This window comes from Paracoccus saliphilus, from assembly GCF_028553805.1.
In the GTDB taxonomy this organism is placed as follows: Bacteria; Pseudomonadota; Alphaproteobacteria; order Rhodobacterales; family Rhodobacteraceae; genus Paracoccus; species Paracoccus saliphilus.
In genome coordinates this window covers 1,507,221-1,522,310 of the sequence record NZ_CP067140.1, presented here as the reverse complement: position 1 = coordinate 1,522,310, position 15,090 = coordinate 1,507,221, and the positions used below count along the sequence as shown (strand labels likewise).

At 65.7% G+C, this 15,090-nt stretch carries 13 protein-coding genes and 1 tRNA gene; 11 read left to right on the top strand and 3 right to left on the bottom strand.

The genetic code is table 11. The features are described from left to right. Positions 1-382: 382 nt before the first annotated feature. From rocF to JHX88_RS07175, 3 genes are all read left to right on the top strand, one after another. Positions 383-1,303, top strand: a complete 921-nt coding sequence (rocF, locus tag JHX88_RS07185) for an arginase (protein ID WP_076527122.1) — start codon at positions 383-385, stop codon at positions 1,301-1,303. Positions 1,304-1,398: 95 nt separating this feature from the next. Continuing rightward, positions 1,399-1,483 (top strand) — tRNA-Leu (locus tag JHX88_RS07180). Positions 1,484-1,527: 44 nt separating this feature from the next. Beyond that, on the top strand, positions 1,528-2,364 hold the full coding sequence (locus JHX88_RS07175; RefSeq protein WP_076527123.1) for a DUF6635 family protein: 837 nt from the start codon (positions 1,528-1,530) through the stop codon (positions 2,362-2,364). Here the strand turns inward: JHX88_RS07175 and queF are convergent. Further along, positions 2,361-2,822, bottom strand: coding sequence for a preQ(1) synthase (queF, locus tag JHX88_RS07170; protein WP_076527124.1), 462 nt, complete (start codon positions 2,820-2,822; stop codon positions 2,361-2,363). The two genes, JHX88_RS07175 and queF, sit on opposite strands and share 4 nt — an antisense overlap. 118 nt (positions 2,823-2,940) lie before the next feature. Between queF and JHX88_RS07165 the strand changes: the two genes are divergently transcribed. Further along, entirely contained in the window at positions 2,941-4,164 is a 1,224-nt protein-coding gene (locus tag JHX88_RS07165; RefSeq protein ID WP_076527125.1) for an FAD-dependent oxidoreductase, read from the top strand. Beyond that, positions 4,161-4,562, top strand: a complete 402-nt coding sequence (locus JHX88_RS07160) for a group III truncated hemoglobin (protein ID WP_076527126.1) — start codon at positions 4,161-4,163, stop codon at positions 4,560-4,562. Before JHX88_RS07165 ends, JHX88_RS07160 begins: the two co-directional genes overlap by 4 nt. A gap of 151 nt (positions 4,563-4,713) precedes the next feature. Here JHX88_RS07160 and JHX88_RS07155 read toward each other — a convergent pair whose 3' ends face one another. Beyond that, positions 4,714-5,163 carry a DNA polymerase III subunit chi gene (locus tag JHX88_RS07155; protein WP_076527127.1) on the bottom strand — a complete coding sequence of 150 codons (450 nt, stop codon included), beginning with the start codon at positions 5,161-5,163 and terminating at the stop codon, positions 4,714-4,716. 7 nt (positions 5,164-5,170) lie between these two features. Further along, positions 5,171-6,670: a leucyl aminopeptidase gene (locus JHX88_RS07150; RefSeq protein WP_076527128.1), complete on the bottom strand. Its 1,500-nt coding sequence runs from the start codon at positions 6,668-6,670 to the stop codon at positions 5,171-5,173. Between the two features lie 116 nt (positions 6,671-6,786). Between JHX88_RS07150 and lptF the strand changes: the two genes are divergently transcribed. Genes lptF through rsmA form a run of 6 tightly spaced genes read left to right on the top strand, consistent with a single transcriptional unit; the run spans position 6,787 to position 14,585 of the window. Then, positions 6,787-7,923 carry an LPS export ABC transporter permease LptF gene (gene lptF / locus JHX88_RS07145; protein WP_076527129.1) on the top strand — a complete coding sequence of 379 codons (1,137 nt, stop codon included), beginning with the start codon at positions 6,787-6,789 and terminating at the stop codon, positions 7,921-7,923. Then, the gene (gene lptG, locus JHX88_RS07140; protein WP_076527130.1) at positions 7,920-9,029 is read left to right on the top strand and encodes an LPS export ABC transporter permease LptG; all 1,110 of its coding nucleotides are present in this window, start codon (positions 7,920-7,922) and stop codon (positions 9,027-9,029) included. The genes lptF and lptG overlap by 4 nt, the downstream gene beginning before the upstream one ends. Continuing rightward, positions 9,026-11,413, top strand: a complete 2,388-nt coding sequence (locus JHX88_RS07135) for an LPS-assembly protein LptD (RefSeq protein ID WP_076527131.1) — start codon at positions 9,026-9,028, stop codon at positions 11,411-11,413. Before lptG ends, JHX88_RS07135 begins: the two co-directional genes overlap by 4 nt. Positions 11,414-11,445: 32 nt before the next feature. Beyond that, positions 11,446-12,717 (top strand): peptidylprolyl isomerase, encoded by a 1,272-nt coding sequence (locus JHX88_RS07130; RefSeq protein ID WP_076527132.1) that lies wholly within the window; start codon positions 11,446-11,448, stop codon positions 12,715-12,717. A 7-nt stretch (positions 12,718-12,724) separates the two neighbouring features. Further along, on the top strand, positions 12,725-13,687 hold the full coding sequence (gene pdxA / locus JHX88_RS07125; RefSeq protein WP_076527251.1) for a 4-hydroxythreonine-4-phosphate dehydrogenase PdxA: 963 nt from the start codon (positions 12,725-12,727) through the stop codon (positions 13,685-13,687). A 40-nt stretch (positions 13,688-13,727) separates the two neighbouring features. Beyond that, positions 13,728-14,585 (top strand): 16S rRNA (adenine(1518)-N(6)/adenine(1519)-N(6))-dimethyltransferase RsmA, encoded by an 858-nt coding sequence (rsmA, locus tag JHX88_RS07120; RefSeq protein ID WP_076527133.1) that lies wholly within the window; start codon positions 13,728-13,730, stop codon positions 14,583-14,585. Positions 14,586-15,090 lie beyond the last annotated feature (505 nt).

Below are 15,090 nucleotides of genomic sequence, written 5' to 3'. Positions count from 1 at the left end.
GAAATGGCCGGGATCATGGCCCGTCATATTGAAGGGGGCTGCCCGCCCCCGCCGCGCGTTCCGCGCGCCTCCCCCGGGGATATTTGCATGAAAAAGAAAGAGGTTGGAGCGGGTGAAGCGTTCCAGCCATCCTTCGTTTCCGGGCATGAGCGGGAGGGCAGGCAATGGTTCGGGAAGTTTATTTTCCGTAACTGCAGCGCGCGCCGCCTGTGTACGCGCTGTGTACGGGCCGTGCATCATTGGTGCATACCTTGTGCAGCCCGAAACCCGGCATTTGCTGGGTGATTCATGTCATGCGTTGCGCCCCTGCCCGTGATGCAGCGCGCGGTGGCGTTGCCTCTCGGATCATGCTTATCATGAGCCCAGATGAAAGGAGATCCAGATGACCCATTGCATCCTTCTCGGCGCCCCGGTGGACGAAGGGCAGCGCCGCCCCGGCTGCCTCATGGGTCCCGCCGCCTATCGCGTGGCGGGCATCGCGGATACGCTAGCCACGCTTGGCCATAGCGTCGAGGATCGCGGCGATGTCACCCCCGCGCCCCCGGGACAAGAGAGCTGCGACAATCCCGCCATCCATCACCTGCCTGAAATTGTCAGCTGGACCAATGCCTTGCGTGAAGCGACCAGCACCGCCCTGTCGGATGGCATGCCGATCATCATGGGCGGGGATCATTCCCTCGCGCTAGGCAGCGTGGCCGGAGTCGCCGCCCACGCCGCCAGCATCAGCCGTCCGCAATTCGTGATCTGGCTGGATGCGCATAGCGATTTTCACAGCATCCAGACCACCACATCCGGAAATCTGCACGGAACTCCGATGGCTTATGCCAATGGCCGCCCCGGTTTCGCGCCCCTGCCACCCTTCCCCAACCCGATCCCGGGCGGGAATATCTGCATGTTCGGCATCCGCAGCGTCGATCCGGCCGAATACAGCGCCATGCAGGAAACCGATATCATGGTGAATGACATGCGCGTGCTCGACGAGCAGGGCATCGCCGCACCGCTCAGCGCCTTTCTCGACCGCGTGGCGGCCGCGAACGGGATGTTGCATGTCTCGCTCGATGTGGATTTCCTCGATCCTTCCATCGCCCCGGCGGTCGGCACCACCGTCCCTGGCGGCACCACCTTCCGAGAGGCGCATCTGGTGATGGAATTATTACATGAATCCAACCTTGTAACCTCTCTGGACCTGGTCGAGCTCAACCCGTTCCTCGATGATCGCGGCCGCACCGCCAAGCTGATGGTCGACCTGGTCGGCTCGCTGATGGGGCGCAAGGTCTTCGACCGGCCCACCCGCAGCTATTGAACGGTCTTCATGGAACTTGCAGGTTCCGCTTGATTAATCCCCGCAGCTTGGCTAGCCAATCCGGGTCAAGCTGCCGCCTCGCGCGGCATGTCATTGCGGGCGTGGTGGAACGGTAGACACAAGCGACTTAAAATCGCTAGGGCCCAGCCCGTGCGGGTTCGACTCCCGCCGCCCGCACCAATCCTGATACAGAAATGCCGACAAGGCCAATTGGCGGATATGTGATGCCCGAAACCGCTTCTGCCGATCTCCAGACCATCGCCGCGCGGCGGGCCGAGGTCACGCGTTTCACCCGCGCCCGCTATGGCATCAGCGGCACCTTGAGGCTGCATCGCGCGGCTTTCGGGCTGGACCTGTTGAGGGCGCCGCTGAATGTCGCGCTGGCGCCGCTTTTCCTGCTCACCCGGCTTCTTGCGATGTTCATTTCGGCGATGGGCGCCAAACGCGCCGGGACATGGCTCGCGGGCAGGCATATCTTCCTGAAATCCGACATCGCGCGCCGGATCGAAACCGATCTGACCGGGTTTCTCGACCATCTCGCCACGCGGGGCATCGGCCCCCGCGCCGGGCCAGAGACCATCCGGCAAGAGATCGCCCGCCACACCGAGACCCGCAATGCGGTGGCCGAGATCACCACCTCTCTTCTGGTCCTGCTTGCGGGGCTGCTGCTGTTCGACCGGGCAACGCCGGGGATTATCTCGCTGACCGGTCCGCTGGCCGAGATGCGCGCCTATTCCACCGCGATCGAGGATTTCACGCTCGGGCGGGGCATGGGCCGGATGTGGTATGCCGTCTTTCCGGTCGAGCTTACCCCCATGCAGATCATCCTGACCGGTGTCATTCTTGCGATGATCGGCTCGATCGTCACGACATTCGCAGGCCTGATCGCCGATCCGCTGCAGGTTGCGACCGGCCTGCATCGCCGCCGGCTGATGCGCCTGCTCACGCGGCTGGATCAGGCCGAAGCCCCCTCATCAAGCCTCGAAGGCGAGCATCTTCTGGCGCGGATCGGCGATCTGGGCGATGTGGCGCTCAGCCTGTGGCGATCCCTGCGCAGCTAACCGCGGCCGCGATAGCCCGGCACACCCTGATCGGGCAGCCACAGCCCGGAGGGGGCCGCCCCCGTCTGCCAGAAAACGTCGATGGGCATCCCGCCGCGCGGATACCAGTAGCCGCCAATGCGCAGCCATTGCGGGGACAGAGTCTCGACCAGCCGCTTGCCGATGCCGACCGTGCAATCCTCGTGGAAAGCGCCGTGATTGCGGAAACTGCCCAGAAAAAGCTTCAGCGATTTCGATTCGACCAGCCATTCGCCCGGCACGTAATCGATCACCAGATGGGCGAAATCGGGCTGGCCAGTGATCGGGCAGAGGCTGGTGAATTCCGGTTGGGTAAAGCGGACTGCGTAAACCTCGCCCGGCTGCGGGTTCGGCACCCGTTCCAGCACCGCCTCTTCAGGGCTTTGCGGCAGTTCGCTGCTGGCGCCAAGCTGGGTCAGCGCGTCGGTGTAATGGCTCATCTCGGGCTCCTGTTTTGACCGGGTGGGCTGCGACCGGAAGCGTTCCGATAGCAGCGATCCACGATCCGCGTCAATCCGGCCCCTTGCGCCCGGCTGCCACGCGGGCCACCAATACGCCATGAATCTGAACATCGCCATCATCGGCGCCGGAATCGGTGGCCTGGCCGCCGCCGCCCTGCTTGCCCGAGACGGTCATCGCCTGACATTGTTCGAGCGTTTCGACGCGCCGCGCCCGCTTGGCTCGGGGCTGGTGATCCAGCCTGTCGGGCTGAACGTGCTGGACGATCTTGGATTGGGAGAAGAGGCCCGCCGCCTGTCCTCTCCGATCACGCGAATGCTGGGGCATGATGCGCGCGCCGACCGGCTGGCGCTGGATGTCGCCTATCCGCAGGGCGATCCCGGACGCGCGCTGCATCGTGCCAGCCTGTTTCACCTGCTCTGGCAGCTTGCGCAAAAGTCCGGAATCGAGCTGATCACCTCGGCCATCGTGTCCGACCTGCCGCAAGACGGCCCGCGCCGCCGGGTCGCGCTGCAGGACGGGCGCGATATCGGTCCCTTCGACCTGGTCATCGATGCCGCCGGGGCGGGCTCGGCGATCTCGCCGCTGCGGGCGCGGCCGCTTGGCTATGGCGCGCTTTGGACAAGCGTTGCGTGGCCCGGGGGCCATGACCTGTCGCGGGATCAGTTGCGCCAGCGCTATCGCGGCGCGCGCCGAATGGCCGGAATCCTGCCGATCGGGCAGATGCCCGATGACCCAACCCCAATGGCCGCCGTGTTCTGGTCGCTGCCGACCAGGGACATTCCCCGCTGGCGCGAAACCCCACTGGAAGCCTGGCGTCAAGAGGTGCTGAGTCTTTGGCCCGAGATCGAACCATTTCTCGCCAGCATCACCAGCCATGACCAGCTTACCCCGGCCAGCTACAGCCACGGCACGCTGCGGCGACCCTTTGCCCCGGCATTGGCGCATATCGGCGATGCCGCCCATCGCGCCAGCCCGCAACTGGGACAGGGCGCGAATATGGCGCTTCTGGATGCGCAGGCCTTGGCCATCGCCCTGCGGTCCCTGCCGGTCGAGGATGCCCTACCCGCCTATGCTGCCATGCGCCGCTGGCATGTGCGGCTCTATCAAGGGTTAAGCACGACCGTCACGCCCATGTACCAATCACGGCTCGACGGCCTGGCGCTGCTGCGCGACCATATCCTCGCCCCCGTCTCGCGCCTGCCGGGAATACGGCATGGGCTGACCCGGCTGGTCGCGGGCCGGCTGATCCCTCCGCTGGCGGGAGAGGTTCCGGCCCAATCCTCACCGCCCGTCACCGCAACGACCGGAGCAGCCCGATGATGCCCCCGCGCCTCGACTTGACCGAGGACCAGATCGACCGCGTGATACAGGTCTTCTACGCCGCCATCCGCCGCCACGAGGTCCTGGGGCCGGTCTTCGCGCGCCATGTCTCGGACTGGTCCACACATGAGGCCAAGATCGGCCGTTTCTGGAAGAAGGCGATCCTTTACCATCCGGGCTACGATGGCAGCCCGATGCTGGCGCATATGGCCGCAGGCGATGTGCGGGCCGAGCATTTCCCGCTCTGGCTGGCGCTTTTCGACGAAACGCTCCACCGCATCCTGCCGCCCGAACCCGCCGCGGCCTGGTCGGCGCTAGCCCACCGGATCGGGCGCGGTCTGCGCATGGGGGTCGAGGATCTGCATGGCAGGACAGACGGCCCGCCGGTCTTGCGATGAACTGAGCGATCAGCTCAAGGGGCAGAGGAAAAAGTCGACCGACCAATACGCGTCCTTCTTCTTCATCCAAATATCCCCGGGGGTCCGGGGGCAGGCAGCCCCCGGCCATCGCGGGACGCAATGAACCGTCGCCCCGAAAACCGGCCCCGGCCTAGCGTTTCCGCTCCCACCGTCCCGATTCCTCGGACCAGTATTCAGCGGTCACACCCGCGCCGGTCAGCGCCTTCCACTGGTCCCGCGCCCGTGCAACTGCAGCGGCATCTCCACCGTCGAAGATGACGCAGGCGCGCTCCAGCCCGGCGCATTCCCCGCCCGAGATCTCCGCCCCGTCCAGGGCCATCAGGCAGGCGGGCTCATTCGCCGCCGCCTGCCCCGGCACGGTCAGCAACACCGGCTGGCGCGCATCATGCGGCCCGCCCGCCAGCCCATGAGGCAGGAACCCGTCGCCCTGCCAAAGCTGACGGTCCAGCCAGTCCATCCTGTCCGGATCGGTTCCGCGCAGTTCCACCCGCCAGCCCGCCGCCAGCGATTTGCCGATCAGCACCGGCAACAGGTTCTCTGCCGGAGAGCGGGTCAGGTGATAGAACAGCGCGTTGCTCATCGAGCGGTCACTTGGCCTCGTATTTGTTGCGCACCAGCCGGTCCAGCGTCATCACGCCCCAACCGCTCGCCCCCTTGGGTGCCATCTCGGGCGCCGATGCGGGCAGGGTCACGCCCGCGATATCGATATGCGCCCAGGCCTGTTCCTTGCGGATGAAGCGCTGCAGGAATTGCGCCGCCGTGATCGTGCCCGCCGCACGCCCGCCCGAGTTCTTCATATCGGCCAGCCGCGACTTGATCAGCTTGTCATAGCTGGGTCCGAGCGGCAGGCGCCACGCACCCTCACCCTCGGCCTTCGCCGATGCGAGGATGTCATTGGCCAGCCGGTCATCATTCGAGAGCACCCCGGCATTGTCATGCCCCAGGGCGACAATGACCGCCCCGGTCAGGGTCGCCAGGTCGATGACCGCCTTCGGCTCGAACCGGGTCTGCGCATACCAGAGCACATCGGCCAGGACCAACCGCCCCTCGGCATCGGTGTTGATGACCTCGATCGTGTCGCCCTTCATCGAGCGGACGATATCGCCGGGGCGCTGAGCGCGGCCATCGGGCATGTTCTCGACCAGCCCAACGAGCCCCACGACATTGGCCTTGGCCCCGCGCAGCGCCAATGTCCGCATGACCCCCGCGACGACGCCCGCGCCGCCCATATCCATGGTCATGTCCTCCATGCCCGCAGCCGGCTTGATCGAGATCCCGCCGGTATCGAACACGACACCCTTGCCAACCAGCGCCAGCGGCGCCTCGTCCCCGCCGCCGTTCCAGCGCATGACGACAACCTTCGAGGGGGTCTCGCTGCCGCGGCCAACGGCCAGCAATGCGCGCATCCCCAGCTTGGCGAGTTCGTCCTCTTCCAGCACCTCGACGGTCAGGCCGATTTCCTCCATCGCCTTCAGCCGGTCGGCGAAATCGCTGGTGGTCAGCACATTGGCGGGCTCGCTCACGAGGTCACGGGTGAAGAAAACCCCCTCGGCCACGGCAGCGGCATCCTTGGCGGATTTGGCCAGCGCCTCTGGATCGCGGGCCATGAAGGTCACGCGCGGCTTGCCGGTTTCCGCCGCGTCATCCGCCTCGCCGCCGTTGTCCTCCTTACCGGCATCCGTCTGATACACGGAAAAGTCATAACCCCGCAATGCGATGCCCAGGGCGATCTCATTTGCACGCCGATGTCCGCCGGCATGGACCAGCACATGCGATTTGCCCAGTTTCGCGCCGATCCCGGCACCGGCCTTGCGCGCATCGGCCACCGATGCCCGCGGGGGCAGCATCACAAGCTGCAACGCATCGGCGGACATGCCCACGGGATAGGCCAGCTCCAGCGAGGCACCGGGTTTCAGCGCCTGCCCGGCCTTTGAGTCCAATGCGCGCCGCGCGGCAGCACGAGCGGCACGCGGCAGACCGGCCGGCAAGCGTCCCCCCGGCGAAACGATCACGGCAACCCGGCCCTCATGCCCGGCAAGCTTGTCGGCGGCGATTTCAGAGAAAGTGATTTCGACGGGGTGAGTCATTTGCCCTCCTGAGGATCTGTCGGTCGTGAACCTAGACCCGTAACTTGGCCTTGGCCAGAGGCGTCCTTGCCGCTAATCAGGGCAGAACGCGCCAGGATCAGAAAGCCCCGCCCGACATGCCCCGGATCGACCGCTATATTCTCAGCCAGTTGTTGACCCTGTTCGGGTTTTTCGCGCTGGTGCTGGTGTCGGTCTATTGGATCAACCGCGCCGTCAGCCTGTTCGACGACTTGCTGAGCGACGGCCAGACCGCGCTGGTCGTGCTGGAATTCACGGCGCTGACCCTGCCGATCGTGATCTCGGTCGTGTTGCCGGTGGCCGCGTTTGTCGCCTCGGCCTATGGCACGAACCGGCTGACCGGCGAATCCGAGCTGGTGGCGATGCAGGCTGCCGGGCTTTCGCCCTGGCGGCTGGCCCGCCCGGTGCTGGTCTTCGGCGTCTTTGTCGGGGTTCTGGTCGCGGTGCTGGTCCATGGCCTCGTCCCGATGGCGCGCACGCGGCTGGCCGAACGCCAGACCGAGATCGCCGAGAACGTGACCGCGCAGTTCCTGCGCCCCGGCGAGTTCCAGTATCCGGCCGAGGGCGTCACCCTGTTCATCCGCGAAACGGCCAGCGACGGGCGGCTTCTGGACCTGTTCATCGAGGATGCGCGCAACCCCGACGACCAGACCGTCTACACCTCGGAAGAGGCACTGGTCGTGCGGACCGAAACCGGGCCCGTCCTGGTCCTGCTGCGCGGCATGTCCCAGAACCTGCAATGGCAGCATGGACAAAGGCGACTGTCGGTCACGCGGTTTTCAGAGTTCAGCTATGATATCGGCGCCATGTTCGCCGCCGGGGACAGGCGCGGGCGCGACTTGCGCGAATATTCCACCTGGCGGCTACTGGATTCCGACCGGGAATTGCTGAACTCGACAGGAGGCACGACCGGCGAGGCGCGGCGCGAGGCGCATGAACGGATCGCCCAGCCCCTGCTGTCGCCCATCGCGGCGATGATCGGTTTCGCGGCGCTTCTGATCGGCGGCTTCTCGCGGTTCGGCGTCTGGCGGCAGGTCATCTGGGCAATCCTCTTGCTGATCCTCGTGCAGTTCGTCACCAACGCCGCCGCCGATCAGGTCGGGCGCGATCCGGGTTTATGGTTCCTGCTCTACCTGCCCGCGCTGATAGGGATGGCGATCTGCCTGGTGCTGCTCTGGCTCGCGGCGCGGCCCCGGCCGATCCGCCCGAGATGGCGCAGGGAGGAACCGGCATGATCCTGGCCCGCTATGTCGCCCGGCGCTTCCTGCGCAGTTTCCTGCTGGTCGCTGGCGTGTTCCTGCTGATCCTGTTCCTTATCGACATGATCGAGATGATCCGCCGTTTTGCCGATCACGATCTCGGGCTGGCGGGCGCAGCGCGGCTTGCGGCGCTCAATATCGCGGGCAGCTTCTATTCGATCTTCCCGCTGATCACCGTGCTGGGCGGAATCGCAATGTTCCTTGGCCTCGCCCGCAGCTCCGAGATGGTAGCCATTCGCGCCTCGGGACGGTCCGCCATAAAGGTCGTCACCGCGCCCGCCGTGACAGCGGCGCTGATCGGCATCCTGATCGTGAGTCTGTTCAATCCGCTCGTCGCCGTGACCGGCAAGCTGTTCGACAATGCCGTGGCGGCGATCGAACGGGACGGACGGCAAACCGTCTCGGTCGGGGACCAAGCGGTCTGGCTGCGGCAATCGTTGATGGAAGACGGTGAAGAATCCGGGCAGATCGTTATCCGCGCCCGCCGCGCCAGCCCCGACGCCACCACGCTTTACGATGCCAGCTTCATGATCTTCGGCGAGGAAAGCGGCCCTGTCCGCCGTATCGAGGCCCGCGAGGCGCGGCTGACCCCCGGCGAATGGCGGCTGAGCGATGTCAAGGATTATGCCCTGGACGAACCGAATCCCGAAGCCACCGCCACCGGCAGCGAGACCCTGTCGCTGGCATCCGACCTGACCGCCCAACGCATCCGCGACGGCTTCGGCCGGCCCGAGGCGATCCCGGTCTGGCAATTGCCGGGTTTCATCGCCGGTCTCGAACGCGCGGGCTTTTCCGCCGCCCGCCACCGCGTCTGGTTCCAGATGGAGCTTGCACGCCCCTTCGTGATGGCCGCCATGGTGATGATCGCCGCCGCCTTCACCATGCAACATGTGCGTGGCCGAAATACCGGGGTTGCGGTTCTTCTTGCCTTCGCCGCCGGGATCGGGCTGTTTTTCCTGCGCAACATGGCGCAGATACTCGGAGATAACGGGCAGGTTCCCGCGGTCATGGCTGCATGGGCGCCGCCGCTGGTCGGCATCTTGCTGGCATTGGGGCTGATCCTGCAACGGGAGGACGGATGAAGGCAGGAACGCGCATCGGGCTGACATATGCGGCAGGGCTTGCCGGGCTGGCGGCATTGTTGCCCGGACTGGCCGCGGGACAGACCGGTTTCGAGGGCGCCACGATTCCCGAGGGTGGAACCGTGGCGGCTTCGCCGATGGTGGATGACTGGGCCGGTGGTGCCGCGCTCGCACCGCAGGCGACTCCGCTTGGCAATCGCCCGGTGGCCGACCGGACCCCTGCCAGCCCCCTTCCTGAAACGGTCGAACCCGATACCGACATCGTCCTGCCCGGCACGGCAGCCGAGGCGGGCAGCCCCGAGGACGCGGCGACCGTGCTGGCCGACAACCTGGTCCTGCAGAACGATCAAACGCTGATCGCCGCGGGCGGCGTGGTCGTCTGGTATCAGGGTGCCCGGCTTGTCGCCTCGCGCCTGATCGTGGATGGCGACAGCGGCGATCTGACGATCGAGGGGCCGATCCACCTGTCGCGCCCCGGTGCCGCCGATCCCGAGGCAGAGGCGATCCTGATCGCCGATTCCGCGCAACTCGACCGTGAACTCCAGGATGGCATCATCCGTGGCGCAAGGCTGGTCATCGCGCGCGAATTGCAGCTCGCCGCCAGGCAGGCCACCCGCAGCGACGATGGCCGCATCACCCGGCTGGACAATGTCGCGGCCTCCGCCTGCCAGGTCTGCGCCAGCAATCCCGTTCCCCTGTGGGAAATCCGCGCCCGCGAGATCACCCATGACGCGGAAACCCGGCTGATGCATTTCGATTATCCGCAGTTCCGCGCCTTTGGCGTTCCGCTGGCTTCCCTGCCCTTCGAGGTGACCGCCCCCGATCCCACGGTCGAGCGGCAATCGGGTTTCCTGCGACCCGAGATCCGCACCACCTCGCGCCTCGGCTTTGGGATCAAGACGCCGTATTTCCTGACGCTCGGCGATCATGCCGACCTGACGATCACCCCCTATCTATCGGCCAGCCGCACCCGCACGCTGGAACTGCGCTATCGCCACGCCTATCGAGGCGGCGCGATGGAATGGAACGGCGCGATCACCCGCGACGACATCGATCCGGGAGAGACGCGCGGTTACCTGTTCGGTGCCGCCCGGTTCGAACTGCCTCGCGGCTATAACCTCGGTGTGCAATTGCAGGTCGCATCGGATCGCAGCTACCTGCTGGACTACGATGTGACCGACGCCGACCGGTTATGGAGCGGGGTGACGCTTGAACGGGTCAAGCGCGACAAGCTGGTCTTCGCGCGAATCGGCAACTACCACTCGCTGCGCGCGGACGAACCCAACGATACCTCCCCCGCACAGGTTGCCGACGCGATCTGGCAGCGCCGGTTCACCCCCGGCATGATCGGTGGCGAGGCAATGATGGAATGGTCGATTCACGCCCATCGCCGCCCCTCGGACGAGGATATCGACGGCCGCGACGTGGCAAGGGGCTCTTTCGGGTTGGACTGGCGCCGTAACCAGATCCTGCCGGGCGGCGTGATGGGCGCGGCCATCCTGGGGCTGGACGCCGACCTGTATCGCATCGCCCAGGACAGCGATTTCGACGATGTCGTCGCTCGCGCCGTGCCCATCGGCGGGGTCGAACTGCGCTGGCCGTTGATCGGCCATTCCGCCGGGGCCACGCATCTGGTCGAACCGGTGGCCCAGCTCCTCTGGTCGCCCCGCGGCGATGACGACGACATCCCGAACGAGGACAGCCGCCTGATCGAATTCGATGAAGGCAACCTGTTTTCCACCAACCGATTCCCGGGTTGGGATGCCCGCGAAACCGGGCTGCGCGCGAATCTCGGCGTCAGCTGGACCCGCATCGATCCGACAGGCTGGTCGATCGGCCTGACCGGCGGGCGGGTCTTCCGGGCGCATCACGAAGATCAATTCGTCGCGGGCTCTCCTCTTGGCGGAAATCGCTCGGACTGGCTGCTGGCCGCGCATTACGACAGCGGCGATGGGCTCGCCATCTCCAACCGGGCGCTGTTCGACGATTCCTTCGACTTCTCCCGCAACGAGTTGCGCCTCGGATGGCTGCGCCCGGATCTGCAAATCTCGGCCGGGCATCTGTGGATCGACAGCGAACGGGACGAGGGCCGGTCCGAAGATACCAACGAACTGACCGCGAATATCGGCTGGCAGATCGCCCCGGGCTGGTGGGGCAATGCCGAAACGCGATATAATTTCACCGCCGAGCAAGCACAGATGGCGTCGCTGGACGTCACCTATCGGAACGAATGCGTGAGCGTCGAAATGGGCCTGTCGCGTCGCTTCACGGATTCGGATAACGTGCGGCCGGAAACCAGTTTCGACCTCTCTGTCCGCCTTGGCGGCTTCGGTCGGCAAAAAGACGGATTGGGCACAGTGGCGCGGCGCAGCTGCATGCGCTAGTCTTGTGCCAATGAATGATTTGGGGGCAGCATATGCGGCATCTTCTCTCCGGCATCGCCATCACGGCAAGCCTGCTTTTCGGGCCAATCGCCCCGGCCTCGGCGCAAAACCCGTTCGAGCCGGTGCTGTATATCAACGACAAGGCGGTCACCCGCTACGAGGTCGATCAGCGGCAACGTTTCATGCGGTTGCTGGGCGCTCCGGATATCGACCGCCAGGGTGCCGAGGATGCGCTGGTGCAGGACCGCCTGCGCATGTTCGCCGCCGAGCAGATGGGGATCGAGACGACCGAGGAAGGCCTGCAGGCGGGGCTCGATGAATTCGCCAGCCGCGCCAACATGAATTCGGCCGAGTTCACCGCCGCGCTGGAGCGCGCGGGGGTCGAATACCAGGTCTTTCGCGATTTCGTCGAGGCCGGGGTCGCATGGCGCGGCGTCATCCGTCAGCGCTTCATCCCGCAGATCAATGTCAGCGATGCCGAGGTCGACCAGGCCCTGAAGCGCGAGATCGAGACCCCGATCGTCAACCGCGTACTCCTGTCAGAGCTGATCATCCCCGCTCCCGAGGGCCGCGAGGATCAAGCGATGCAGCTCGCCAATTCGATCGCCGCAAGCAACCCAAGCGAAGCGCAATTCGCCGAAGCCGCGCGCGAATATTCGGCATCGGATTCGGCCGAGGCCGGTGGACGGCTGAACTGGGTGAATATCGACAATCTTCCCCCGTCGCTGCGCCCGGTGATCCTGAACCTGCAGCCGGGGCAGACAACCCAGCCCCTGCAGGTTCCCGGCGCGGTGGTGCTGTTCCGGCTGCGCGACAGCCAGGGCACGTTGCGCCCCGGCGCGCGCGAACAGGTGCTGGATTACATGACCTTGCGGCTCGCATCGTCCAGCGATGCCGCTTCGTTGGCGGCGCGGACCCGCAGTTGCGACGATCTCTATGTCCAGGCCGGGGCCGAGATTTCCGCGCAGATCAATCGCCAGACCGCCTCGCAAAACGCCATCCCGGCGCTGATCGCCACGCAACTCGCCTCGCTGGACGCGGATGAGGCCGCGGTCGTGAATTATGGCAATGGTGCCGAGCTGGTGATGCTCTGCTCGCGCCAACCGGCCTTGCTGGCAGACCAAGACGAAAATGTCGCGACGACCGCCGAAGAGCCGGACGGGGTCGAAGCCGCCATTCCCAATCCCTCGGGCATTCCCACCCGCGAGGCGGTTCGCGAACAGATCTTCAACCGCAAGGCCAATGAAATGGCCAATGCCTTCCTGCAAGAGCTTCGTGCCGATGCGGTCATCCGCAGGCCGTGACGACACCATGACCAAGCGTATCCTGCTGACCTGCGGAGAGCCGGCCGGAATCGGTCCCGAACTGGCGATCCGCGCCTTGGGCTGCGGGGTCGATTATGCCTGGATCGGTGATCCGCGCCACTTGCCCAAGGGCGCCGCCTTTACCGAGATCGCGGTTCCGAATGACCGGGTGCCCGCCGGGCATCTTCCGGTCCTGCGCCATGATTTCGCGGAACCCGCGACTCCGGGACGGCCCGACCCGGCCAATGCGCAAGGCGTGATCGATGTGATTGCCCGCGCCGTCGATCTGGTCACGCGGGGCGAGGCGGCGGCCATCACCACCCTGCCGATCAACAAGCAGGCCCTGAAAGAAGGCGCCTCCTTCCGCTTCCCCGGTCACACCGAATATCTCGCCCATCTGGCCGGGGATGTGCCAGTGGTGATGATGCTCGCCTCCACCTCGGTTTCGCCACCATGCCGGGTCGTGCCTGCCACCATCCATATCCCGCTTGCCGAAGTCCCGGCCACCCTGACATCCGATCTGCTGGAACAGGCGATCCGCATCACCCATGCCGCGATGATCCGCGATTTCGGTATCGCCGCGCCGCGCATCGCGGTGGCGGGCCTGAACCCGCATGCCGGCGAGGGCGGCACGATGGGGTGCGAGGAAGCCGAGCGCATCGCCCCGCTGCTCGACCGCCTCCGCGGTGAGGGCATCGACCTGGCCGGCCCGCTACCCGCCGATACGATGTTCCACGCCCCCGCCCGCGCGCGTTATGACGCGGCGATCTGCGCCTATCACGACCAGGCCCTGATCCCGATCAAGACGCTGGATTTCGCCGGGGGCGTCAATGTCACGCTCGGCCTGCCCTACATCCGGACCTCGCCCGATCACGGCACCGCCTTCGACATCGCGGGAACGGGCTGCGCGGATCCGGCCTCGACCATCGCCGCCCTGCGGATGGCCCGCGACATGGCGGACAAACCCTGATGATTCTTCTTCATGAAAATATCCATCCGGCAGCACGGGCATGAGCAGCATCGACGGCCTGCCCCCCTTGCGCGACGTCATCGCCCGTCATGAATTGCGCGCGAAAAAGCAGCTCGGTCAGAATTTCCTGCTGGACCTGAACCTGACCGCCAAGATCGCGCGGCAGGCGGGCGATCTGTCGCAATGCGACGTGCTGGAAATCGGCCCCGGTCCCGGCGGCTTGACCCGCGGGCTTCTGGCCGAGGGCGCGCGCCATGTGCTGGCCATCGAAAAGGATGCCCGCGCCCTGCCCGCCCTTGCCGAAATCGCGGAGGCCTATCCTGGCAGGCTGACGGTCCTCAATGACGATGCGCTCAAGATCGATCCGCTGGTGCATCTGACCCCGCCGATCCGCATCGCCGCCAACCTGCCCTATAATATCGGCACCGAGCTGCTGATCCGCTGGCTGACGCCCCCTGATTGGCCGCCTTTCTGGGAAACGCTGACCTTGATGTTCCAGAAGGAAGTCGCCGAGCGGATCACCGCCCGTCCGGGCAGCAAGGCCTATGGCCGCCTCGCCCTGCTGGCGCAGTGGCGGGCCGAGGCGCGGATCGTGATGACCCTGCCGCCCGAAGCCTTCGTTCCGGCGCCCAAGGTGCATTCCGCCGTTATCCAGTTGACCGCCCTGCCCGAGCCGCGTTTTCCGGCCAATCCGAAAATCCTGTCGCAGGTCACCGCCGCCGCCTTCAACCAGCGCCGCAAGATGCTGCGCGCGTCGCTGCGCGGCCTGCATCCCCGGATCGAATCGCTGCTGGAACAGTCGGGCATCGCCCCCACCTCGCGCGCCGAAGAAATCGATCTCGAACATTTCTGCGCCCTTACTCGCATCCTCGAAAACGCGAATCGCGGCCAGAAATGAGAAAAGGGCCGCATCGAGCGGCCCCTTTTTCATGATGTCACAGCGTTTTCAGCAAGAATGGATCGCGGGTGGCCTCTGAACGTTAAAGCAGTTTGCGGTTAATCAGGCTCAGTTCCGAATTGCGTCCCGCGATGGCCGGGGGCGCTGCCCCCGGACCCCCGGGATATTTGCATGAAGAAGAAGCCGGGAGAGTGAGTTCGATAAAGCGCAAATTGCTCTATCGCGACATATCAGCTCTTCTCGGTATCGTTCCCGCTCGGCTCCGCCTCGGTAGCAGCCGGAGCTTTGCCATCCGCCTTTGCCGAATCCGAGGATTTGCGACGGGTCGTCGTCCGTGGCGTCTTGCTCGCGGTGGCCGTACGGCTTCGCGTTGTCGTCCGCGGCGCACGGGCTTTCTTGGCAGTCCCGGCCTCGGGCGTCTCAACCAGACCGCCGCCCTCATCCTCTGAACCGACCGCATCGGGCAATCCCAGTTTGGGCTGTTCTACAGCCTCGGACGACGCCT

Coding starts and splice junctions, on each gene's coding strand:
- JHX88_RS07165 (WP_076527125.1), top strand. CDS start 2,941: ATGAATCTGAACATCGCCATCATCGGCGCCGGAATCGGTGGCCTGGCC.
- JHX88_RS07130 (WP_076527132.1), top strand. CDS start 11,446: ATGCGGCATCTTCTCTCCGGCATCGCCATCACGGCAAGCCTGCTTTTC.
- rocF (WP_076527122.1), top strand. CDS start 383: ATGACCCATTGCATCCTTCTCGGCGCCCCGGTGGACGAAGGGCAGCGC.
- queF (WP_076527124.1), bottom strand. CDS start 2,822: ATGAGCCATTACACCGACGCGCTGACCCAGCTTGGCGCCAGCAGCGAA.
- lptG (WP_076527130.1), top strand. CDS start 7,920: ATGATCCTGGCCCGCTATGTCGCCCGGCGCTTCCTGCGCAGTTTCCTG.
- JHX88_RS07155 (WP_076527127.1), bottom strand. CDS start 5,163: ATGAGCAACGCGCTGTTCTATCACCTGACCCGCTCTCCGGCAGAGAAC.
- JHX88_RS07135 (WP_076527131.1), top strand. CDS start 9,026: ATGAAGGCAGGAACGCGCATCGGGCTGACATATGCGGCAGGGCTTGCC.
- JHX88_RS07175 (WP_076527123.1), top strand. CDS start 1,528: ATGCCCGAAACCGCTTCTGCCGATCTCCAGACCATCGCCGCGCGGCGG.
- JHX88_RS07150 (WP_076527128.1), bottom strand. CDS start 6,670: ATGACTCACCCCGTCGAAATCACTTTCTCTGAAATCGCCGCCGACAAG.
- JHX88_RS07160 (WP_076527126.1), top strand. CDS start 4,161: ATGATGCCCCCGCGCCTCGACTTGACCGAGGACCAGATCGACCGCGTG.
- pdxA (WP_076527251.1), top strand. CDS start 12,725: ATGACCAAGCGTATCCTGCTGACCTGCGGAGAGCCGGCCGGAATCGGT.
- rsmA (WP_076527133.1), top strand. CDS start 13,728: ATGAGCAGCATCGACGGCCTGCCCCCCTTGCGCGACGTCATCGCCCGT.
- lptF (WP_076527129.1), top strand. CDS start 6,787: ATGCCCCGGATCGACCGCTATATTCTCAGCCAGTTGTTGACCCTGTTC.